16 protein-coding genes are annotated in these 21,733 nt (G+C 40.4%); 11 read left to right on the top strand and 5 right to left on the bottom strand.

The window, feature by feature from the left end:
* Positions 1–322: 322 nt before the first annotated feature.
* The 4 genes from QF042_RS17995 to QF042_RS17980 all read right to left on the bottom strand — a co-directional run bounded on the left by QF042_RS17995 (position 323) and on the right by QF042_RS17980 (position 3,723).
* Positions 323–817, bottom strand: coding sequence for a hypothetical protein (locus QF042_RS17995; protein ID WP_307530926.1), 495 nt, complete (start codon positions 815–817; stop codon positions 323–325).
* A gap of 29 nt (positions 818–846) precedes the next feature.
* On the bottom strand, positions 847–1,347 hold the full coding sequence (locus tag QF042_RS17990; RefSeq protein ID WP_307530924.1) for a hypothetical protein: 501 nt from the start codon (positions 1,345–1,347) through the stop codon (positions 847–849).
* Positions 1,348–1,489: 142 nt separating this feature from the next.
* A complete protein-coding gene (locus tag QF042_RS17985) occupies positions 1,490–2,197 on the bottom strand; it encodes a TIGR00730 family Rossman fold protein (protein ID WP_055910912.1) in 708 nt (235 codons plus the stop codon).
* Positions 2,198–2,214: 17 nt separating this feature from the next.
* On the bottom strand, positions 2,215–3,723 hold the full coding sequence (locus tag QF042_RS17980) for a sodium:solute symporter (RefSeq protein WP_307530919.1): 1,509 nt from the start codon (positions 3,721–3,723) through the stop codon (positions 2,215–2,217).
* A gap of 769 nt (positions 3,724–4,492) precedes the next feature.
* Between QF042_RS17980 and recR the strand changes: the two genes are divergently transcribed.
* From recR to QF042_RS17965, 3 genes are all read left to right on the top strand, one after another.
* Entirely contained in the window at positions 4,493–5,110 is a 618-nt protein-coding gene (gene recR, locus QF042_RS17975) for a recombination mediator RecR (protein ID WP_307530916.1), read from the top strand.
* Positions 5,110–5,847, top strand: coding sequence for a hypothetical protein (locus QF042_RS17970; protein ID WP_307530914.1), 738 nt, complete (start codon positions 5,110–5,112; stop codon positions 5,845–5,847). The genes recR and QF042_RS17970 overlap by 1 nt, the downstream gene beginning before the upstream one ends.
* A 72-nt stretch (positions 5,848–5,919) precedes the next feature.
* Positions 5,920–6,738 carry an SDR family oxidoreductase gene (locus QF042_RS17965; RefSeq protein ID WP_307530912.1) on the top strand — a complete coding sequence of 273 codons (819 nt, stop codon included), beginning with the start codon at positions 5,920–5,922 and terminating at the stop codon, positions 6,736–6,738.
* A 415-nt stretch (positions 6,739–7,153) separates the two neighbouring features.
* On the opposite strand, the gene QF042_RS17960 is transcribed toward QF042_RS17965, so the two are convergent.
* Positions 7,154–8,095: an ion channel gene (locus QF042_RS17960; protein WP_307530910.1), complete on the bottom strand. Its 942-nt coding sequence runs from the start codon at positions 8,093–8,095 to the stop codon at positions 7,154–7,156.
* Between the two features lie 520 nt (positions 8,096–8,615).
* On the opposite strand from QF042_RS17960, the gene trpD reads away from it, so the two are divergent.
* The 8 genes from trpD (at position 8,616) to QF042_RS17920 (ending at position 19,760) form a co-directional block, all read left to right on the top strand.
* The gene (trpD, locus tag QF042_RS17955) at positions 8,616–9,605 is read left to right on the top strand and encodes an anthranilate phosphoribosyltransferase (RefSeq protein ID WP_307530908.1); all 990 of its coding nucleotides are present in this window, start codon (positions 8,616–8,618) and stop codon (positions 9,603–9,605) included.
* Positions 9,599–10,228 (top strand): phosphoribosylanthranilate isomerase, encoded by a 630-nt coding sequence (locus QF042_RS17950; RefSeq protein WP_307530906.1) that lies wholly within the window; start codon positions 9,599–9,601, stop codon positions 10,226–10,228. Before trpD ends, QF042_RS17950 begins: the two co-directional genes overlap by 7 nt.
* Before the next feature lie 50 nt (positions 10,229–10,278).
* Positions 10,279–11,460, top strand: coding sequence for a tryptophan synthase subunit beta (gene trpB / locus QF042_RS17945; protein WP_132396539.1), 1,182 nt, complete (start codon positions 10,279–10,281; stop codon positions 11,458–11,460).
* A 161-nt stretch (positions 11,461–11,621) separates the two neighbouring features.
* Entirely contained in the window at positions 11,622–12,389 is a 768-nt protein-coding gene (trpA, locus tag QF042_RS17940; protein ID WP_307530901.1) for a tryptophan synthase subunit alpha, read from the top strand.
* 874 nt (positions 12,390–13,263) lie between these two features.
* Positions 13,264–13,869, top strand: a complete 606-nt coding sequence (locus QF042_RS17935) for a TetR/AcrR family transcriptional regulator (RefSeq protein WP_307530899.1) — start codon at positions 13,264–13,266, stop codon at positions 13,867–13,869.
* Between the two features lie 137 nt (positions 13,870–14,006).
* Complete coding sequence (locus tag QF042_RS17930) at positions 14,007–15,143, top strand: efflux RND transporter periplasmic adaptor subunit (RefSeq protein WP_307530896.1); 1,137 nt, start codon at positions 14,007–14,009, stop codon at positions 15,141–15,143.
* 23 nt (positions 15,144–15,166) lie between these two features.
* The gene (locus QF042_RS17925) at positions 15,167–18,367 is read left to right on the top strand and encodes an efflux RND transporter permease subunit (protein ID WP_307530894.1); all 3,201 of its coding nucleotides are present in this window, start codon (positions 15,167–15,169) and stop codon (positions 18,365–18,367) included.
* Positions 18,354–19,760 (top strand): TolC family protein, encoded by a 1,407-nt coding sequence (locus QF042_RS17920; RefSeq protein WP_307530893.1) that lies wholly within the window; start codon positions 18,354–18,356, stop codon positions 19,758–19,760. Before QF042_RS17925 ends, QF042_RS17920 begins: the two co-directional genes overlap by 14 nt.
* Positions 19,761–21,733: the final 1,973 nt, after the last annotated feature.

Below are 21,733 nucleotides of genomic sequence, written 5' to 3'. Positions count from 1 at the left end.
TTCAGGGTGACGTATCTCAAGAGAAACTCTCTCTGGTCGTAGCGTCCCGGTACGAGATGAATAATCTATAATGGCAGGATTAATATTTTCTATCCTAGCAAGACACTAAGATCAGATCTTTTTGTAATTATATCTGATGACTGCCTGTTCACAATAGCCCTGATGGAAATGGAAATCCCTTTTGGGTGCCGGTAGTTGTTTGTATTGAATAATTTCCAAAAGGATTGGAATGTACAGCAGGACTGGAACCTTCCTATTCATTACCGATCTCTGCGCTTCAAAAAAAATGCTTTGTTATGAGTTTGAAACTGGCAGTGCTGTCCTAAAAAATATTTTTGAAACTAAATAGAAAGAATATTACAATAATAAAACCAACAAGAAGCCTTGAATAATATTCCCGGATAAAAAGACCGCATAAAATAAGCATATCATCATCTACATTGGTATGAACCAACCCATTTCCAGTTGATGCGTTAAACAGGATCTGTTTATCCTGGTGGTTATTTAAAGACCACCGACTTAACCAGCTGTTTTGAAAGCTCCAGTCAAAAGTATCGCCAGAGGCAAATACGATTTTAGCTTTAAAACGAAGCCAGTCGTAAGTAATGATAGCCAAAACCTTATTTTGGTTATCCAGGAGTTTGGTTTCTGGTTTAGAAAACCCCTCACTTTTTAACAGGTAAATACCTGCCTGTGTAGTGGCTATAGCCGAATTTTTCCACGAGCTAAAATTTAGCGAAAATTTTAGGAGTGCGTTGTTAAATACCTGATAATTGCTATCAAATAAACCTTTTCTCCAATTTAATACCTGTTCCATCTCACAAAAGGATTTAATCTTTTTACTATTTATTGGCGAAGTGCAGTCATTGTAATGATCGGCATGAAGCATACAATAAGTACAATTGCCTGTTTGTTATAGATCTGCTTAATAAATAAGCCTGCTATAATTAATAATTCATTGTCGGTATCAGACGATAATGCACCGCTTCTGCTGCTAGAGTTATATATAATGTGCTCATCTTTATAATTGCTTACTGTCCATTGCGAACGCCATAAATTTGTCGATTTCCATTCATACTGCGCTCCGGATTTTAAGCTGATTACTGCTTTTGATTTCCAGCTGTCGTAAGTGATAATTGCAACCACGCCACCCGTTTCCCTGTCAATTACCTTTGTTCTTGATTGCCAGAAACCTTCGTTTACAAATTGATAGTTTTTATCATCAAGCATACTTTCGGCATTACTCTTCCAGGTTTCGAATGTGATCATCCCTTTCTGAACACCATCTGCAAAGAGTTGAAAGTTCCCACTAAGCCAATTGCTTTTCCAGTTGATAAATTTCGACATTTTAGATACGTTTTATTTTAGATAGCAGTTTTCTTCAGTTGTTACATAAAAAAAGTGCTTATTGTTTGTAAGCACTTTTTCAGTTAGCAGTTGGCAATTTTCAGTTAACCGATTTAAACAATTAACCGATTAACCAAAAGATCTAGAAATTCGGTTTAAGTACATATTTATCGTAGAAACGGAAAATATGCTCTGCGGCTTCTTCAGCAGTATCTACCAATCTGAAAAGATTCAAATCTTCTTCGTGAATGTTATGTTCTTTTTGAAGCATAGTGCCTTTAATCCAATCGATTAATCCACCCCAATAATCAACACCAAGCAATACAATTGGGAAACGTGCAATTTTGCCGGTCTGGATGAGGGTTAAAGCTTCAAATAGCTCATCCATAGTGCCAAAACCACCTGGTAATACCACAAAACCCTGACTGTATTTCATGAACATGACCTTGCGCACAAAGAAATAATCGAATTCTAATAATTTATTGTGATCGATATATTTATTATGAAACTGCTCAAATGGTAACTCAATATTTAAACCTACCGATTTACCGCCGTTGGTGTGCGCACCCTTGTTACCAGCCTCCATAATCCCTGGACCACCGCCCGTAATTACGCCATAACCCCTATCGGTTAATAATTTACCGCACTGTTCGGCTAACTGATAATATCTATGCGTTTGAGCCGTACGCGCCGAACCATAAATGGTAACGCAGGGACCAATTTTAGCCAGTTTTTCAAAGCCATCTACAAATTCGGCCATGATTTTAAAAATTTGCCAGGAGTCTGTTACTTTAATTTCCTGCCAGTCTTTGTTTTCGAAAGCACTTCTAATTTTTTCTTCACTCGTCATATAAGTAATGCTAAATATTAAAATTTGGTTTGCGCATCAGTCTTTTTACTAATGAACAACAAGCCTATAAATGTGATTAAACCGTTAATCAAAATCAGTTCAACACTAAAAACGTAACCACCCAGTAAAGTGGTCGAGTACGTGGCAAGCAAGTAACATAAAAAAGGTGATAATAAGCAAACAATTGGGACTAATTTATCGTGAAGGCCACGTTTTTTTACAAATAATCCAAAACTATATAAGCCTAAAAGCGGCCCGTAGGTATAAGAGGCAATGGTAAAAATTAAGCTGACAACCGATGAGCTGTTTAGCGCATTGATAACGATGATGACCAAAAACATCAAAATAGAAAAGGCCACATGTACGGTATGGCGCTTTTTCACAGCATCTTTAGCATTTACATTTTCTGCTTTAGCCATGCCTAAAAAGTCGACACAGAATGATGTGGTTAAGGCTGTAAGTGCTGAGTCGGTTGTGGCAAAGGTTGCTGCGGTTAAGCCCAGCATAAATATAATTGCAGGTACCGCGCCCAGGTTATTTAAGGCAATTTCGGGGAACAATAAATCTGTTCTTGGTTTTCCGGTGATATGATCTAATGGAATATCGATACCGTTTTTAGCTGCAAAAATGTATAACAATGCACCTACACTTAAAAAGAAAACGTTCAGGATTACGAATACCCCTGTAAAAGTAAACATGTTTTTCTGTGCTTCTTTGATGGTGCCCATGCTCAGGTTTTTTTGCATCAAATCCTGATCTAAACCTGTCATCGCAATGGTAACGAAAATACCACCGATAAACTGTTTACTGAAATAGAATTTATTGGTCAGGAAATCGTTTAAAAAGAATATTTTAGAATAACTGCTGCTTTTTATGGTTTCAAATGCTTGTGGAATATTGAAATTAAGACTGTTGCATATAAAATAAATAGTAAGGAAAACCGAAAGCACGAGGAAAAAAGTCTGCAATGTATCGGTAATAATAATGGTTTTCAGTCCGCCCTTAAACGTGTACGACCAGATTAGCGCCAGCGAAATTAAAACTGTTAACCAGAACGGAACACCATAATTATCGAATATAAAACGCTGTAAAACAATCACTACGAGGTATAACCTGGTGGCCGATCCCAAAGTGCGGCTCAATAAAAATATTGATGCTGCTGTTTTATAGCTATAATGACCTAATCTCTTTTCGATATAACTATAAATGGAGGTTAAGTTCATCCGGTAGTAAAGTGGAAGCAAAACCGTGGCTATAATGATAAAGCCAACCGCATTGCCCAGAACGAACTGAAAATACTGAAACTGGTTTCCGCTGGGTGCGCCAACTTCTCCGGGTACCGAAATAAAAGTAACACCCGAAAGTGCAGTTCCGATCATCCCAAAGGCCACTAAATACCATTTAGAATTCCGGTTGGCAATAAAAAAAGTCGAATTGTCGGATGAATTTTTTGAGGTTACGAATGAAATAATAATCAGCAATAAAAAATAACCGATCAGAAAACATAAGAGAATGGTTGGAGACATAGTTTTATATTAAGCTGATAAATGTAAATAAAACAATCAAATCAAGCAATACATTGATTAGTCCGAAGTCCGGAGTCCGAAGTCTGGAGAGAAATCAAGTCCCCCTCTAAAGCTATCGTGTGGACACATCTTTGTTAATCCTATATTTGTTTTTTAGTACACGTTCCTAAGGCGATCGTCATGCTGAATTTATTTCAGCATCTTTCCAGCTACTAAAAGGTAGTCATTTCGTAAAAAAAATTAATTAAACGTAAATATTGATTTTTCCGCTCTTTGCCGCGGGGCAAGGTACTTTGGAGCGCCAAAGTACCCAAAGCGCTTTGTCAATCCAGCAATGTGGCTTTTCACCGCCCACGCTCATCAAAAAAATAGTGGCACTTCGTTTTGTGTTCAATTTATATTAAATTTTGAATTCAGTGCTAATGAACACAAAACCACTGCGTTTGAGGTTTGGTAATGCTATTTGGGCCATTGTGCACCTATTTTTTTTGATTCTCCCGCCACTTGGGATTGACGGCGTTCTTCGGTAAAGACTGTGGTTTATTAAAGCCAGCTAGCATGATGCCCAAACCATTCTTAAAAAGATGTGTCCACACGATAGCCCTCTAAAGGGGGTAGGGGGATGAAGATTCGACCTGTCAATATCCAATTTACTCTACCAATGAACAAATGACCAGTGAACTACTTAACAACTAAGCCATCAACATGAACTATTAAACCATCAACCAATTCCCAATGAACTATTGAACTAATTACCTATTTTTGCATTATGAATTTTTCATCCAAGCTGCTCGAAGATGCGGTAAACGAATTCTCGAAACTTCCTGGTGTAGGGCAAAAAACAGCTTTACGTTTGGTATTACATCTTTTAAACAAGGAGCAGGAGGAGGTAAACCAGTTTGGCAACACTTTTATTAAGCTTAAACAACAGATTAAACATTGCACTACCTGCCATAATATTTCTGATTATTCGGAGTGTGAAATCTGTACCTCAATTAAACGCGATAAGGAAACCATATGTGTGGTAGAAGATACCCGCGATGTGATGGCCATTGAAAATACAGGACAATATTTTGGGGTTTACCATGTTTTGGGTGGCTTAATTTCTCCGATGGATGGCGTTGGCCCTTCCGATCTGTTTATTGATGGTTTAGTAGTGAGAATGGCAGCAGGAGGGATTAAAGAGGTGATTTTAGCGCTCAGTCCGAATATGGAAGGCGATACCACATTGTTTTACCTGTACAAAAGATTAAAGGAGTTTAATGTTCCGGTAACTACCATTGCACGTGGGATTGCATTTGGTGGCGAGTTGGAGTATACCGATGAAATTACGCTTGGCAGATCGATTGTAACCCGTGTACCTTACGAAACTGCAATGATGAAATAATGGTAAAGCATCTTTTTGTTTTCTTAGCATTAATTTTATCAGGATCGTTTACCAAAGCACAGGTAAAGATCCATTCCCACAACGATTACAGCCATCAAAAACCTTTTATTGATGCGATAAACAACAAAGTTTTCTCTATTGAAGCCGATGTTTTTGTGCTTGGCGATTCGTTAATGGTGGCGCATAGCAAAAAGGAAATTAAAGCAGGCAACACTCTAGAGGAATTGTATTTAAAACAGATTAAAGCCTTATCTGCTGAAAAAGAATATTACACTTTTCAGTTGATGATTGATGTAAAGGGAGATTGGGATTCGACATACCACTTGTTGCGGAAAAATTTGAAAAAATACCAGAAATACTTTGACCGGCAGGGGAGAAATACAATAGTTGTGATTAGTGGCAATCGACCGGCTGCAAATACATTTCATAAATATTTTCGCTTATTTTTTGATGGCTTACCAAATGTAAACTACAGCCCGGAAGACCTGAAGAAAATAACCATGATCAGTGATAATTTTGCCACTTATTCTAAATGGAAGGGTGTTGGTGAGATTTCAGCAATTGATAAAGGAGAATTGGCAGAACTGATTAACAATGCGCATCGATTGGGTAAAGCCTTTCGTTTTTGGGGCGCACCCGATAATCAGGCTTGCTGGAAGTTACTGCATGAGTTAGGTGCAGATATCATCAATACCGACCAAGTCGCTGCGGCCACAAACTACTTTAAAACAAACTAATATAAAGGGTATCAAGTCTCGATACTTGCTACTCAAATCTTGATACTAGATACCTGCTACTTAATACTAAAAATGGATTTAAAAGACAAAGTAATCATCATCACTGGCGCATCGAGCGGAATCGGAAAGGCTTGTGCGGAAGAATTTGCTAAACGTGGCGCTAATTTAGTTTTGGCCGCCCGTCAATATGTAACCCTTTGTGAAATTACCGCCGATCTGGAGAAAAAATATAATATAAGGGCGGTGGCCGTTCAGGCTGATGTAAGCAAAGAAACCGATTGCGAACTGATTATCAAGCAGGCTTTGGTTTCGTTTCAAAAGATCGATATTCTGGTAAATAATGCGGGATTATCGATGCGTGCACTGTTTAACGATTTAGATTTATCGGTGCTAAAAAACCTGATGGATGTGAACTTTTGGGGAACAGTTTATTGTACGAAATTTGCTTTGCCAGAGATTTTGAAAACTAAAGGAACGGTAGTGGGCATATCATCAATTGCAGGTTACCGGGGTTTGCCGGGCAGAACAGGTTATTCGGCCTCTAAATTTGCAATGAATGGTTTTATGGAATCTTTACGCACCGAACTCTTAAAAACCGGTGTAAATGTACTTTTGGCTTGTCCGGGTTTTACGGCATCGAATATCCGGGTAACGGCCTTATCGAAAGATGGCGCCGCACATGGCGAAACCAGCATGGATGAGGGTAAAATGATGACATCGGAAGAAGTAGCCAGCATCATCGCCGACGGTATCGAAAAACGTAAACGTACCTTAATCATGACCGGACAAGGAAAGCTGGCGGTTTGGATGAACAAACTCTTCCCAGCTTTTGTAGATAAAAAGGTTTTTGAACTGTTTGCGAAAGAGAAAAATCCGTTGATAAAAGGGTAGAAGGTTGAGGGTTAGAAGGTGGATGGTTTAAGGTTTAAGGCATAAGGTCTAAGAGCAAAGAGTTTAAAGTAAATAATTGTCAGTCTGAGCGGAGTCGAAGACCATTAACTTTGAGTTTAACTGGATTTATATGAGGATATTGGTGATTTTATAGGTCGCTGAAACACCCCGTCCTGCGGACACCCCTCTGAAAGAGGGGAAGGCAAATCGCATAGAGACGATGAGGTGCAATTCCCTTCCTTTGGAGGGGTGCCTGAAAGGCGGGGTGGTCATATTTAGCACAGACCAGACCGTCCTAAACCCGGTAGTAGCGAGCATCCCGATCCTTCAATCGGGATAAAGCGAATAACGGGACTATCGCAACCGATTAGCACTATCATTGCTTTCCAAAAAAATCGAAAATGAAAATTAGGCCCTATACCGTCGGCGTAACCCTATCCAGCTTACTATAGTCCATTACCATTTTGCCTTCTTCGTTATGGTAGTACATTTTCTCAAACTTAGCATCCATTTCGATTTCCTCATCCTGATAACTGGTTCTGGTATGAATAGTTTGCGAGAAGGTATCATCAAAAGCTTTGAGGATCACAAAAATTTCTACTTCGGCATGCTGCAGCTCGGTTAACGATTTTTCGAAAAAGGGACTTTCTTCTGTAATGGGGTGTACCAGAGTCCAGTTTAAAGACAGGATACCAATTTTACTGCGCTCTAATGGCAAAGGATAAAACCTACGTACATGTTTACCATCAACGGTTTCATTGTACGACATCACCATCTGTACTTCAACTTCTATGAGTTGATTATGGCGGAGATTAACCAAACGGCACATTAAACCATGGCCTTTTTCATACGGGGCAATCACCATTTTTTTACTGAAACTTACCTTAGATGTAGGCCTGCTGAAACGGCCATACAATAAACCCGTAGCCAGTGCAAAGGCCAATAAACCCAGCATGCTCTCGAAAGCGGCAAGCACACTGGTAACAAAGCCCTGTGGCGAAATATGGCCATAACCTACGGTAGAAATGGTTTGTGCTGAAAAGAAAAAAGCATCAAAAAACTGATCGCGAAGCGTTACACCTTTGGCGCCATTTAAATTTTCTATACCCACAAGGTTGTATAAAATGGCGAAAATTGTATTTACAGCCATATAAGTAACAAGGATAACAAAGAAAAACCGCGTCCAGCTCATGGTAACCAGGCGGGTATAGGTATCGTCGAACTTAAACCAGGGCAGGCCGGTACGCTCGATATTGGCAGAACCATCGGGGTTAAGCATGCGCTGGTTTTTGGTAACGGGATTGGATCCGAAACCGAAATCATCATTAAACTGCACTTTTCTTTTAAAGAAAGCCATATATTTTTAGAAAGATTTTGGAATATTAAAAAACAATGTCAATATTTGCTTTATACAAACATGATAATTAAAAACTTAAATAACAATTGGTGGTGGCATAACGAAATTCGTTAGGCAAATTCTATTGTTATATATTTTAAAATATTTTAAACACAACGAAGAGGATTGCCCAAAAAGCAATCCTTTTTTTATGCCTTCCCCTCCCGTGGAGGGGTGTCTGAAAGACGGGGTGGTTAAAAATGGGCGTTATGCTGTCCCGACTATTCGGGATCAGCATCTATAAAAAAGATTTAGAAAAATTAAATGGTTTGTGGCGACACAAACATGGCGAGTAGATTGAATACAAAACTAATGCCCCGGTTCGTGTCTCCACGAAACGGAACAGAATAAAATGGTTTGTGGAGACGCAAACCATGGCGTAAAAATGATTTTTTAAAGAATCGTCATGCTGAATTTAGTTCAGCATCTATGTGAAAGATTCTGAACCTAGTTCAGAATGACGGTAAGAGTTATACAAAACATGAAAAAAATATTAAACCATTTATTCGAGAACAAGAGTTTTAGCAGGGAAGAGGCAAAGAACATTTTAATTTCAATTTCGGAAGGAGCATTTAATTCTTCGCAGATTGCCGCTTTTATTACGGCTTATGCCATGCGCAATATTACGGTGCAAGAACTGCAGGGTTTTCGTGATGCGATGCTTGATATGTGTGTAAAGGTTAACTTATCGGGTTACGAATTGATTGATCTCTGCGGTACCGGTGGCGATGGTAAAGACACTTTCAATATTTCTACCTTATCCTCATTTGTAGTGGCAGGTGCTGGTCATCATGTGGCTAAACATGGTAATTACGGCGTTTCTTCGGGCTGCGGTTCTTCTAATGTAATGGAATATTTAGGTTATACTTTTACCAATGATGAAGCTACTTTAAGGCGCAATTTAGATACTGCCGGGATCTGTTTCTTACACGCTCCTTTGTTTAATCCTGCCATGAAAATTGTAGCGCCAATCCGTAAAGAACTGGGGGTAAAAACATTTTTTAATATGCTGGGGCCAATGGTTAACCCCGGGCAGCCAAAATACCAGATGGTAGGCGTGTTCAGTCTGGAACTGGCCCGTTTATATGCTTATTTATACCAGGATACCGATAAAAGTTATACTATTGTACATGCATTGGAAGGTTATGACGAGGTTTCACTAACCTGCGATGTAAAAACCTTTTCGAATAAGGGCGAACAGATTTTAACCCTTCAGGATATGGGTTTTGATAAGGTTGATACCCATGCGATTAAAGGTGGCGATACCGTAGAATCATCTGCCAAAATATTTATGGCTGTTTTAAATGGGGAAGCTACAGATGTACAGAACAACGTGGTGCTGTGTAATTCGGCACTGGCCATTAAAACCATAAAACCTGAGCAATCTTTTGCCGACTGCTTTTACGAAGCGGAAGAATCTTTAACCAGCAAAAAAGCGTTAAACAGTTTCAAAAACTTATTGGCATGTTAAAGTTAAAAGTTTGTGGAATGCACCTGGCAGCAAATATTGCTGCGGTAGCCGAGCTTCAGCCAGATTATCTGGGCTTTATCTTTTATGAAAAATCGCCCAGACTAATCAGCGATGTTTCTGCTGAATTGATCAAATACATTCCTGCTGAGATTAAAACCGTAGGGGTTTTTGTAAATGAAGATCTTGAAAAGGTAAAAGATAAAGTAAACACATTGAAGCTAAAAGCTGTTCAGTTACATGGCGATGAATCGCCTGAATATTGTGCAGCATTAAAATCAAGCTTTCCTGCTTTAGAAGTGATTAAAGCTTTCGGAATAGATGAAGATTTTGATTTTTCAGGTCTCGAAGCTTATTTAAATGTGGTAGATTATTTCCTGTTCGATACCAAAACTAAAACACATGGTGGATCGGGGAAAACATTCAATTGGTCTGTTTTAGACCGATATACTTATACCAAACCTTACTTTTTAAGTGGCGGAATTGATTTAGAACATGCCCCGGCCATAAAGGATATACATGATGACCGCTTATATGCCCTGGATATCAATAGCAGATTTGAAATTGAACCAGGTTTAAAAGATGCGGAGAAGATTAAAGAATTTATTAAAGAAATGAATAAATAGATTGTTATTCATAACCCTTGGTTTGAACCAAGGGAAAAAGGAAAAAAAACATGAAATACAAAGTAAACGAAAAAGGATATTATGGAGATTTTGGTGGCGCGTACATCCCCGAAATGCTTTATCCAAACGTAGAGGAATTGCGTCAAAACTATTTAAAGATTATTGATGATGCCGATTTTCAAAAGGAATTTCATCAATTGTTAAAAGATTATGTTGGCCGCCCTTCGCCTTTATATCTGGCCAAAAGATATTCGGAAAGATTTGGTGCCAATATTTTTCTAAAAAGAGAAGATTTAAACCATACCGGTGCCCATAAGATCAATAATACCATCGGACAGATTTTATTGGCCGAAAAACTGGGCAAAAAAAGGATTATTGCTGAAACAGGTGCTGGTCAGCATGGTGTAGCTACTGCAACCGTATGTGCGCTGCGTAACCTGGAGTGTGTAATTTACATGGGCGAGGTAGATATCGAGCGCCAGGCACCAAATGTGGCACGCATGAAAATGCTGGGGGCAAAGGTGGTTCCGGCAAGCTCGGGAAGCAAAACCTTAAAAGATGCTACCAATGAGGCGATGCGCGATTGGATCAATAATCCGGTAGATACACATTATATTATTGGTTCGGTGGTTGGTCCACATCCTTACCCTGATATGGTAGCGATTTTTCAATCGATTATTTCTGAGGAAACCAAAAAACAACTTTTAGAACAAACCGGTAGCGATCAGCCTGATTATGTTTTGGCCTGTGTAGGTGGTGGAAGTAATGCCATGGGGATGTTCTACCATTTTATGGACGATGAGAATGTTAAACTGATTGCTGTTGAAGCAGCCGGAAAAGGTGTATCAAGCGGGTTTTCTGCCGCAACCACATATCTGGGTAAAGAAGGGGTTTTACATGGAAGCAGAAGTATCTTGATGCAAACGCCAGACGGACAGGTTGTTGAACCGCATTCAGTTTCAGCAGGGTTGGATTATCCGGGAATTGGCCCACAACATGCACATTTGTTTAAAACAGGTCGTGGCCAATATGTTTCCATTACTGATGAAGAAAGCTTAGATGCCGGTTTACTTTGTACACAACTGGAAGGAATTATTCCGGCCATCGAAAGTGCACATGCCTTGGCTTATTTAGAAAAAATGGAATTTAAAGGTGGCGAAAACGTAGTGGTTTGCCTGTCAGGCCGTGGCGACAAGGATCTGGATACTTATATTAAATATTTTAATCTTTAGAAGAATTGTCATTATAAGGCACGAAGCAATCCTACTACACGCGCTAGGAGGCTAACCCAAAGCATTAAGATTATTCATTTTTGCAGTTGTTTTTAAAGGCATTCATGAGCTCGCTTCGTTCGGTTATCTTCGTACCTCGCAATGACGGAAAAAGAAAAAAAATGAACAGAATTAAACAACTCTTCCAGGAGAAGAAAAATATATTATCAATTTATTATACCGCTGGTTATCCAAATACTGGCGATACCATTCAAATTGCCGAAGCACTGGAAAAATCGGGTGCTGACATGCTTGAAATAGGATTTCCTTATTCTGATCCTGTTGCCGATGGACCGGTAATTCAGGCGAGTAGTAAACAATCGCTCGATCAGGGGATGACGCTTAAGCTGCTTTTCGAACAGTTGAAAGACTTGCGTAAGACCGTTACCATTCCTGTTTTGTTAATGGGTTATGTAAACCCTGTTTTGCAGTTTGGCGTAGAAAAATTCTGCGAAGCTTGTGCCGAAGTAGGGGTAGATGGCTGTATTGTTCCTGATCTACCAATGGTAGAATATGAGGAGTTTTATAAAGATTGCTTCGAAAAACATAACCTGAGCAATGTATTTTTAATCACCCCTCAAACCGCTGAAGAACGTATCCATAAAATTGACGGTTTAACCAATGGATTCATCTATTTGTTATCATCATCAGCTACAACGGGTAAAAACCTCGAAGTTGGTGATACCACGGAAGCTTATTTCAGCAGGATTAAAAACCTAAACCTGAAAAATCCAACGATGATCGGTTTCGGGATCAGCGATAAACAGACTTTTGACAAGGCTTGCTCGTATGCCAACGGTGCCATTATTGGTACGGCTTTCGTTAAAGCCATTGCTGATGGGTATTTAGAAGAAAGTGTAAGCAACTTTATGAAGAAGTTTAAAGCGTAATTTTTAAACTCCCTTAGTAATCGTCATTTCGAGCGGAGTGCAACGTAGCCGAGAACCCGAAGGCTCAGCGAAGCTAAATCTGTCTAGATAGATCTCTCCACTCCGCGTTGCTTCGGTCGAGATGACGATTTTTCTAGCGGAGTCTGTCAATGGTACGATATTGGCGAAATCTTTCCAACTTAATTACAAAGTTTAAAGATCTCTCCATTCCGCCACAGTTGAGTCGCAACAATTCCTCTCTCGGTTCGTCACCCTGAACTTGTTTTACTTCGTAGCTTTCCGCTTCGCTCCAGGTCAGGGTCTTAGTGGTTAAAACTTTTATTAGAGGTTTTCACCATAGAAGAAATGTAAGAACATATTAGGTATTGAGCTTTTATGTAACTTATATGCCTTACATGGTTCAGGCTTTGGTGGCTATATCATGAAGACACTAAACTTTGTGTCTTGGTGGGTTATTCTTTTCTACGCTGTATCGTCATTGTTGGCACGACAAAATGCATGAACGGTCGTCACACTGAATTTATTTCAGGGCCTTACATGCCGAAAGGATACTGAAACAAGTTCAGCATGACGTAAGAAAGATAGAAAGCATTATGATCTATCTGCTAAATCGGACAAAATGTTCTCTTTTACCGTATGTCTGACAATTTGGATCGCAGGTATGTCAGTTGTTTTTGCCTCGCGGAAAATCATTTTTTATTTTTTTTTAAAAAATCACGTTGTTTGAAAATGCAGTTTTTAAGGCTTTAACCGTTGATTATCAGTTGTAAAACTAATCAATAAAATGTTTATGACAAATGAATGATTGTGAATTCTGGAATTGGTTCTACATTTGCTTAACGGTGTTAGATTATTTACACCTAATATTCCAGTCATGGGAAGTAAAGAAAGAATTCTACGTTTAAAAGATGAAACCAGAACAAAAATTCTGGATGCGGCCTTGAACATTGTTCAAACAGAAGGCTGGCAGGCATTGAGTATGCGTAAAATTGCCGACCAGATTGAATATACTGCACCAATTATTTACGAATACTTTTCTAACAAAGACGGCATCTTACTGGAACTCACCAGAAGAGGATATTTAATGTTGGGTAAAGATATCCGCGAAGCGAGGGATAAACACGAATCTCCGGAAGATAAAATGGAAGCCATGTGGATTGCCTATTGGAACTTCGCCTTTGCCCACAAAGAATTTTATCAGTTGATGTACGGTGTAGATATGGTTTGTTGCACCGTTAAAAATTCGATGACTGAAGCCGAAAACGTAAGTAGTATGTTAGGCGATGTAATTGAATCGTTATTTGAGAAGAAACCAGTATCTGACGATGATATCTGCATGAAGTATTACACCTATTGGTCTATCATCCATGGTTTAATTTCCATTAACCTGGTTCGCCCCAACGGAAGAACAACAGACGAATTAAACCAGCAAATTTTAAAAGATGCCATCAAGGGCATTACATTATCTATTAATAGTTAATTTTTTTTTACAAAGTAATTTAACACTGTTAAATTATTTATACACGCTAATTCCAATTAAATTTAATCCATATGAAATCTCTACATCGCTTGTCCCCTTTACTTAACACTGTTAAACAGTTTAATAGTATTAAGTTAATGTTAACAATTTCTCTACTATCCATAATTCTGGTGAGTTGTAAATCATCTGCTGATCAGGCTGCAGCTGCACCACCACCGCCAGCCTTACCAGTAAGCGCGATTAGCGCAAGCACAGAAACTACGTATATTGAATATCCGGCTTCTATTCAAGGTGCTGTTGATATCGATGTCCGTCCGCAGGTGAGTGGTTACTTACAAAGTGTTTTGGTTAATGAAGGCGCTTATGTAACCGCCGGACAAACCTTGTTCAAAATCAACGAAAACCCTTACCGCGAGGCTTTAAATAATGCCAAAGCGAGTTTACATGCAGCAGAAGCGGCTATCTTAAACGCACAGTTGGAAGTTGATAAGTTAACACCGCTTGTTCAGAACAAAGTAGTTTCTGATTTTCAGTTAAAAACAGCCAAAACAGCTTATAAAATTGCGCAGGCAAATGCCGAACAAGCCAGAGCCAGTGTTGCTTCGGCACAGATTAACTTAGGTTATACCAATGTTAAGGCTACGGTGAGCGGTTACATCGGTCGTATCCCTAAAAAACAGGGAAGTTTAGTTTCTCCGACGGATCAGATTGCTTTAACACAGTTATCCGATATCCACGAAGTGCATGTTTATTTCTCTTTAGCAGAAAACGACTTCAACAATTTTAATGCGAACTACCCGGGTAAAACTCCTGCCGACAGGATTAAACATTTACCAGCGGTAGAACTTTTATTGGCTGATAATTCTGCTTACCCAATTAAAGGTAAGATCGATATGATCGATGGTCAGTTTGATAAAAACACGGGTGCCATTACTTTAAGGGCAAGTTTTCCTAATGCGAGCGGCGTTCTTCGCTCGGGTAATACCGGTAAGATCCGTTTAGGTTTGCAGCATGATGATGCCATTCTGGTGCCTCAGTCATCGACGGTAGAAATGCAGGATAAAGTATTTGTATTTACCGTAGGAGACAGCAGTAAGGTGAAAAAACAATCCATTACCATTGTTGGTAAAGCCGGCGAAAATTACCTGGTTAAAGACGGGGTAAAAGTTGGCGACCAGATCGTGTTAAGCGGGGTTGATAAATTACAGGAGGGTATGGTTATCCAGCCTCAAAAAGCAGCAGATAAAGTAGCTGTTGCAAAAACAAAAAATTAATAAGACCTAAAATCTAAAAAGTCATGTTTCAGAAATTTATAGACAGGCCTGTACTTTCGACTGTTATTTCCATCTTATTGGTAATAGTTGGTATACTGGGCTTAACAAAGTTGCCCTTAGAGCGCTTTCCAAATATCGCACCTCCGTCGGTATTGGTAACCGCAGTGTACCCAGGGGCCAATGCCGAAACGATTTTACGTTCGGTAACTCCATCATTGGAGGAAGCAATTAATGGTGTGGAGAATATGACCTACATGACCTCCAGTGCCAGTAACGATGGCACATTAGCCATTACGGTTTACTTTCAACAGGGTACCAACCCCGATCAGGCAGCTGTTAACGTGCAAAACCGGGTTTCGCAGGCTACCAGTCAATTGCCTGCAGAGGTTGTACAATATGGCATAACCACTACCAAACAGCAAAATAGTTTTATTGGCGCTATCGGTATTTACTCGGAAGATCCTAAAAAATACGATGCCGTTTTTGTAAATAACTATGCGCAGATTAATATCATTCCCGAACTTAAACGTATCCCGGGTGTAGGTTCTGCCAGTGTATTTGGTGGTATTAAAGATTATTCAATGCGTATTTGGTTAAACCCAAGTCAATTGGCTACTTATAAAATTACACCGAATGAAGTGATCACCGCCATTCAGGACAAAAACCTGGAAGCAGCCCCAGGTAGGTTTGGAGAGAGAAGTAGTGAGGCGTTTGAATATATCATTAAATATAAAGGTAAACTTACTAAACCAGAGGAATATCAAAATATCGCGATCCGTTCTAATTCAGATGGTTCTATATTACGCTTAAAAGATGTAGCCCGTGTAGAATTGGGTGCGTATAGTTATGGTAGTGTAAACCGTTTAAACGGGCATGATGGAATTACCATTGGTGTAATCCAGTTATCGGGCTCTAATGCCAACGAAATCCAGATTGCCATTGATAAACTATTGGCGAAACTATCAAAAGATTTCCCGGCGGGCATTAAATTCAACCAGTTTTACCGTACCAAAACCGATCTTGATGAATCCATCAACCAGGTGGAGCACACCTTGATAGAAGCATTTTTACTGGTATTTATTGTAGTATTTATCTTCCTTCAGGATTTCAGATCTACTTTAATCCCAGCTATTGCGGTTCCGGTGGCTATTATCGGTACTTTCTTTTTCATGCAGCTGTTCGGCTTCTCTGTTAACCTTTTAACCCTTTTTGCGCTGGTACTGGCCATAGGTATTGTGGTAGATGATGCGATTGTGGTGGTAGAGGCGGTGCATGCCAAAATGGAAGAAAACCCTTCGCTTAGTCCGAGGGCAGCAACTACCGAGGCCATGAACGAAATTACCGGGGCCATTATATCGATTACACTGGTAATGGCGGCGGTGTTTTTACCGGTTGGTTTCATGACAGGCTCAACAGGTATATTTTACAAACAGTTCGCCTTAACCATGGCTATCGCCATCATTATATCAGCTGTTAACGCGTTAACTTTAAGCCCTGCGCTGGCGGCCTTATTTTTAAAGAACAAACATGCCGAAGGTGGTCATAACGCGCCTAAAAAAGGTTTTGTAGAAAAGTTTTATGCAGGCTTTAACGGTGGTTTCAATTATATGACCAACCGATATGTTGGGGGCTTAAAAGTGCTTATCCGTAATAAATGGATCAGCATGGGTGGATTAGCCTTAATCGTTTTGGTTACCATTTTCCTTGTAGGCAGAACAAAAACAGGCTTTATCCCGACAGAGGATCAGGGTTTTGTGGCTATCGCGGTTGCCAGTCCATCCGGAACATCATTGGCCAATACCAATAAAATATTAAAACAGGCAGAAGCAGAGTTGAGGGCAATGCCATCAGCAAGATTTGTAATGTCGTTGGCTGGTTATAACTTTTTAACCGCATCCAACAGTCCTTCGGCTGGTCAGATTTTCTTATTGTTAAAACCAAACGACGAAAGAGGGGCGGTAAAAAATATCGATGAAATCCAAAATATAGTAAGGGCCAAAATGGCGGCCATATCTGCCGGTACCTTCTTTGTATTCAGTTTCCCTACGGTTCCGGGCTTTAGTAATGTGGAGGCCATGAACGTAATGTTACAGGATAAAACGAACGGCAGGCTGGATAAATTTAGTGGTGTAGCGAATAACTTTATTGGAAAGTTAATGGCGAAACCGGCTATTGCTTATGCTTTTACTTCTTATAAAGCAGATTATCCGCAGTTGCAACTGGATGTTAACGACGAAAAGGCCGATCAGTTGGGTGTAAGTAAAAAAGATATCTTACAAACCATGCAGACTTATTTTGGTACTGCACAAGCATCAGATTTTAACCGCTTTGGTAAATACTACCGTGTGGTGGTTCAGGCTGATGTTGCCGACAGAACCGATCCTGCAAGTATCGACCGTGTGTTTGTTAAAAACAAGGCCGGAGAAAGTGTGCCCATCAGTACCCTGGTTAAATTAACCCGTGTATATGGTTCGGAAACGGCTTCGCGTTATAACCTGTTTAACTCAATCGAGGTAAATGCCATCCCTAAACCAGGTTTCAGTTCTGGTGATGCGATTAAAGCGATAGAAGAAACCGCCAGAGAACAATTGCCAACTGGCTATGCTTACGAATTCTCGGGACAAACACGTGAGGAGATTTCTTCAGGCGGACAGTCGACAGTAATATTCCTGCTTTGTTTGGTGTTTGTTTACTTCTTATTATCAGCACAGTACGAGAGTTATATCCTGCCATTGGCGGTAATCTTATCTATCCCTACAGGTGTATTCGGTGTATTTGTGGTATTGGGCTTAACTGGTATCGAAAATAACATTTATGTACAGGTAGCGCTGATCATGCTTATCGGTTTGCTGGCTAAAAATGCCATCCTGATTGTGGAGTTTGCCGTGCAGCGACGAAAGGCAGGACTTAGTTTGGTTGACTCGGCTATAGAAGCAGCGCGATTAAGGATCAGACCAATTATTATGACATCACTGGCCTTTGTGTTTGGTTTGTTCCCGATGAGTATTGCAACAGGTCCATCGGCACAGGGTAACCACTCCATCAGTATTGGTGCCGCAGGTGGTATGGTATCGGGGGTAATTTTAGGTTTGTTCATCATTCCGGTACTTTTCGTCATCTTCCAGGCTTTACAGGAAAAAATATCAAAAAAATCAAGAAATGAGGTTGTTCACCACAATGGAGAACCTGTAAATAATAATCATGTAGTTTATGAAACGGTTTAATATCATTACCATCCTGCTCCTTGCTTTAATCTGGAGCGGATGTTCGGTTTCGAAAGATACAGCGCTGCCAAATATTGCGCCAGGCTTATTCAGAAATTCATTGCCTAAAGATTCTTCAAGTGTTGGCGGGATGCCATTGAAGAGTTTTATCAACGACCTTACTGTTCAGAATTTAATTGATACAGCTTTGGTTAAAAATTACGACATGCAGATTGCATTGAAAAATATCGATGCAGCCGAAGTATTGTTCAAACAATCGAAATTGGGTTATTTACCTGAATTGAAATTGCAGGTGGCAGCGAGCTCAAGCCGTCCGTCTGATAACAGTTTAAATGGTTTAAGCCTTAACCAGTTTACAGGCTCAACACACATTGAAGATTATAATGCAAATCTGGGTGTGGTTTGGGAAGCCGATATCTGGGGTAAAATCCGCAATCAAAAAGCTGGCGCTTTAGCCAGTTTTTTGCAGACAGAAGAGGCACGTAAAGCAGTTCAGACGCGTTTGGTGGCCAATGTTGCACAAGGATATTACAATTTGCTAATGCTTGATGCACAATTGGAAATCGCGAAAAAGAACTTAAAACTGAACGACAGCACATTGAGGATTATCAATTTACAGTTCGATGCCGGTCAGGTAACTTCATTGGCGATACAGCAGGCTCAGGCGCAACAGTTAAATGCCGCGCAACTGATCCCCCGTTTAGAGCAAAATGTAACCTTACAGGAAAATGCTTTAAGTGTATTGATTGGTACTTTGCCAAAAACCATTAACCGCGAGAGCCGTTTGGATAAAATGAATATCCCGCAGGACTTAAACGCGGGTTTTCCTTCATCGATGTTAAGCCGCAGGCCTGATATTAAAAGTGCTGAACTGGCGCTTACCATTGCCAATGCAAAGGTTGGTGTAGCGAAAGCCAGTTTGTATCCATCGCTGGTGATTACCGCAAGCGGAGGCATCAACTCTTTTAAAGCAAGCAACTGGTTTAATGTTCCGGCATCTTTATTTGGCCTGGTTGGAGCAGGGATTACGCAACCTATTTTTCAAAGAGGTCAGTTAAAAACTTCTTTAGAACTAGCTAAAATCGACCGTGAAAAAACAGTAATCCAGTTCCGTCAGTCGGTATTAAATGCTGTTGGCGAAGTGTCTGATGAGTTAACGAAAGTAGAGAAGTTAAAAACACAATACAGCATTGCTGAAAAAAGAGCGCAGACTTTACAACAAGCATCGAGAAATGCAAGTTTGTTGTTTAAAAGTGGTATGGCTAATTATTTAGAAGTAATTACCGCACAAGGCAATTTACTACAAAGTGAATTGGAGTTAACAACCATTAAAACAGAGCAGTTAAATGCAGTTGTTGGTTTGTACCGCTCGTTAGGTGGCGGCTGGCAGTAAAATAATGTTAAACCTACCAGGTTTTTAAGACCTTATAGGTTTGTACGAAAACACCAGGGACGTTTTGCAATAGTAGGATGTTCTTGGTGTTTTTTTGTTATACAATGATTTGTCATCCTGAGGTACGAAGGATCTCTGCGTAATTAACCACTGCCTTTGTTTATAGTATCACTAGCGGGAACCTTAAAGCGGGTGCTATTTTTTACCCCGGGCTCGGGCTTGCCTCGGTTAGCCACCGAAGGGCTCTTACCTTTTTCTTGATAAAAAGGTAACCAAAAATCAAGGCTTGGATCTGATGTCGGATAAATTCGTCAAAGCTTTATTAGTCGCCAGCACAAGCCCCCGATGAAGGATCGGGGAGGGCGTGCTGCCTCGGGATAGTGGTAGGTTGAAAGGGGGTGCTAAAGCTTTAACGTTTTCTCCTTCCATCATATCCTAGGCCGGATAGCAGGATGCAGATAGCATGAAGCATAGATAGGCATCCGTAGATTTATTCCTCTGAAACTATGAGGGGCACGCGGTGTCGTCATCTCGACCGTAGCGGAGAGATCTTTGGACTTTTCATAAACATAGTTCGTCATTCTCGCGCAGGCGGGAATCTTAAAGCGATCGCTATGTTGTTGCCTTCTGCACTGTCTTGCCTCGGTTAGCCACCGAAGGGCTTTTACTTTTTCCTTGATGAAAAAGTAACAAAAAATCAAGGCTTGCAGCCTTCCTTGTAAAAAGCTACGGAAATCTTGATTGCGACAGCATCGAGGCTCTTACCCTTGCTTATTCCCACCGCTCCCGCTTTGATCCTGCCTTAGGTTGTGGGGTTATGAGGGGGAACTGCAAAGATTTCCGTGCTTTTTCCGGCGGAAATCTGCCAGGCCGAATAGCAGGGTGCTGATAGCATAGTGCAGCGGATTTATCGCATTATTTCAATTGCGATCAATTCATCCTCCTTTTATTTCCTCCGGTTTTTTGTCATCCTGAGCGGAGTCGAAGGATCTCCTTCCATCATATCCCAGGCCGGATAGCAGGGAGTATATAGCATATGTATAGGGATAATTTCTAATACGGTCGTCATTCCCGCGCAGGCGGGAATCCTAATGCTTTCGCTATTCTTGCCCTTTGCGCAGTCTTGCCTCGGTTAGCCACCGAAGGGCTCTTTCTTTTCTCTTGATAGAAAAGAAACAAACCTGAGCGTAGCGAAAGCATGCCTGCCTTAAAAACAACAACGAAAAGGCATAACTGAAAGGCTTGCATCCTTCCTTGTAAAAACCTACGGAAATCTTTATCGCGACAGTATCTAGGCTCTCATCCTTACTTGCCCCACCGCTCCCGCTTTGATCCTGCCTTAGGTTGTGGGGTTATGAGGGGCATAGCAAAGATTTCCATGCTTTTTCCGGCGGAAATCTGCCAGGCCGAATAGCAGGGTGCTGATAGCGGGATGCAGATAGCATGATGTATAAGGATAGCTTCTAGTATGGTGATTGTACTACCAATAAATCCGTCATTGCGAGAAGGCTTTTTCAGCCGACGAAGCAATCTTTATAGCGAGGATCATTAGCGTGAAAGATTGCTTCCCCGAAAATATCGGGGCAGGCTGTCGTTCCTCCTCGCAATGACGACTTTTTTTTAGGGAGTCTGTAAATGGTAGCGCAGGATCTTTTAATTATTGTTATTTCAAAAAAAAAATCCGTCATTTCGACCGTACTGGAGAACCCGAAGGCTCTGCGAAGCATAATCATGTTGCAGTCGGTAGTTCAGAGGTTGCAGTCGGTAGTTCAGGGGTTGCAGTCGATAGTTCAGATGTTGCAGTCGATAGTTCAGATGTTGCAGTCGACAGTTCAGAGGTTGCAGTCGATAGTTCAGATGTTGCAGTCGACAGTTCAGATGTTGCAGTCATTAGTTCAGACCTTGCAGTCGGTAGTTCAGACGTTGCAGTCGATAGTTCAGATGTTGCAGTCGATAGTTCAGATGTTGCAGTC

The sequence above is a fragment of the Pedobacter sp. W3I1 genome, from assembly GCF_030816015.1.
Classification (GTDB): Bacteria; Bacteroidota; Bacteroidia; order Sphingobacteriales; family Sphingobacteriaceae; genus Pedobacter.
Note: the sequence above shows the minus strand (reverse complement) of the source record. Positions and strands in the feature narration are given on the sequence as shown.

Bases quoted from the DNA above. Each gene is read 5' to 3' on its own strand.
- QF042_RS17935 (WP_307530899.1), top strand. From the start codon at position 13,264: ATGGGAAGTAAAGAAAGAATTCTACGTTTAAAAGATGAAACCAGAACA.
- trpA (WP_307530901.1), top strand. From the start codon at position 11,622: ATGAACAGAATTAAACAACTCTTCCAGGAGAAGAAAAATATATTATCA.
- QF042_RS17920 (WP_307530893.1), top strand. From the start codon at position 18,354: ATGAAACGGTTTAATATCATTACCATCCTGCTCCTTGCTTTAATCTGG.
- QF042_RS17925 (WP_307530894.1), top strand. From the start codon at position 15,167: ATGTTTCAGAAATTTATAGACAGGCCTGTACTTTCGACTGTTATTTCC.
- QF042_RS17970 (WP_307530914.1), top strand. From the start codon at position 5,110: ATGGTAAAGCATCTTTTTGTTTTCTTAGCATTAATTTTATCAGGATCG.
- QF042_RS17980 (WP_307530919.1), bottom strand. From the start codon at position 3,723: ATGTCTCCAACCATTCTCTTATGTTTTCTGATCGGTTATTTTTTATTG.
- recR (WP_307530916.1), top strand. From the start codon at position 4,493: ATGAATTTTTCATCCAAGCTGCTCGAAGATGCGGTAAACGAATTCTCG.
- QF042_RS17965 (WP_307530912.1), top strand. From the start codon at position 5,920: ATGGATTTAAAAGACAAAGTAATCATCATCACTGGCGCATCGAGCGGA.
- QF042_RS17950 (WP_307530906.1), top strand. From the start codon at position 9,599: ATGTTAAAGTTAAAAGTTTGTGGAATGCACCTGGCAGCAAATATTGCT.
- trpB (WP_132396539.1), top strand. From the start codon at position 10,279: ATGAAATACAAAGTAAACGAAAAAGGATATTATGGAGATTTTGGTGGC.
- QF042_RS17985 (WP_055910912.1), bottom strand. From the start codon at position 2,197: ATGACGAGTGAAGAAAAAATTAGAAGTGCTTTCGAAAACAAAGACTGG.
- QF042_RS17930 (WP_307530896.1), top strand. From the start codon at position 14,007: ATGTTAACAATTTCTCTACTATCCATAATTCTGGTGAGTTGTAAATCA.
- trpD (WP_307530908.1), top strand. From the start codon at position 8,616: ATGAAAAAAATATTAAACCATTTATTCGAGAACAAGAGTTTTAGCAGG.
- QF042_RS17960 (WP_307530910.1), bottom strand. From the start codon at position 8,095: ATGGCTTTCTTTAAAAGAAAAGTGCAGTTTAATGATGATTTCGGTTTC.
- QF042_RS17990 (WP_307530924.1), bottom strand. From the start codon at position 1,347: ATGTCGAAATTTATCAACTGGAAAAGCAATTGGCTTAGTGGGAACTTT.
- QF042_RS17995 (WP_307530926.1), bottom strand. From the start codon at position 817: ATGGAACAGGTATTAAATTGGAGAAAAGGTTTATTTGATAGCAATTAT.